The 636-nt window shown below is 51.3% G+C and carries 2 protein-coding genes; both read left to right on the top strand.

The window, feature by feature from the left end:
- Nucleotides 1–458 (top strand): DegT/DnrJ/EryC1/StrS family aminotransferase (locus tag RR842_RS14170; protein WP_332730227.1); only part of this gene is annotated, 458 nt, incomplete at its 5' end.
- Nucleotides 433–636 (top strand): sugar transferase (locus tag RR842_RS14165; RefSeq protein WP_332730225.1); only part of this gene is annotated, 204 nt, incomplete at its 3' end. The genes RR842_RS14170 and RR842_RS14165, both read left to right, overlap by 26 nt.

Below are 636 nucleotides of genomic sequence, written 5' to 3'. Positions count from 1 at the left end.
GCTGGAAGTGCAACATGACCGACATCCAAGCGGCGCTCGGTCTTACCCAGCTCAGGCGCTACCCTAGCCTCCTGGCACGTCGGCGCGAGATGATAGAGCGCTACGAAGCGGGTCTTACTGGTCTTGACGTGTCGACCCTTACTCATTTCAGCAACGACAGCATCTCTTCGGGGCATTTAATGCTCGTGCATATGAATGGCAAAGATGAAGCATTCCGCAATGCTGTTATCGAGCACATGGCCCAAGCAGGTGTCGCAACAAACGTACACTACAAACCACTGCCCCTTCTCAGCGCCTATCGCAACCTTGGTTTTTCGATAGACGATTTCCCGAACGCCTATGAACTTTTCCGCAGTGAGATAACGTTTCCCCTGCACACACTCCTGACCAACGACGATATCGACTACGTACTTGCCGCGTTCAAAAACGCGTATGTCGCCGTCGCGAACGAAGTATGATGGAGGAACTGACCTGATGTACGCCCATTTCATCAAACGTGTGCTCGATCTCATTATTGGCATTCTCGTTATGCCTTTGCTGCTGTTTTTGGTTATCGCAATCGCGCCATTCATCTATTTTGAGGATAAAGGACCCGTCTTCTACAACGCTCCACGCGTTGGTAAAAACGGCAAGCCT

The sequence above is a fragment of the Gordonibacter sp. genome (assembly GCF_036667095.1).
Taxonomy (GTDB): Bacteria; Actinomycetota; Coriobacteriia; order Coriobacteriales; family Eggerthellaceae; genus Gordonibacter.
Note: the sequence above shows the minus strand (reverse complement) of the source record. Positions and strands in the feature narration are given on the sequence as shown.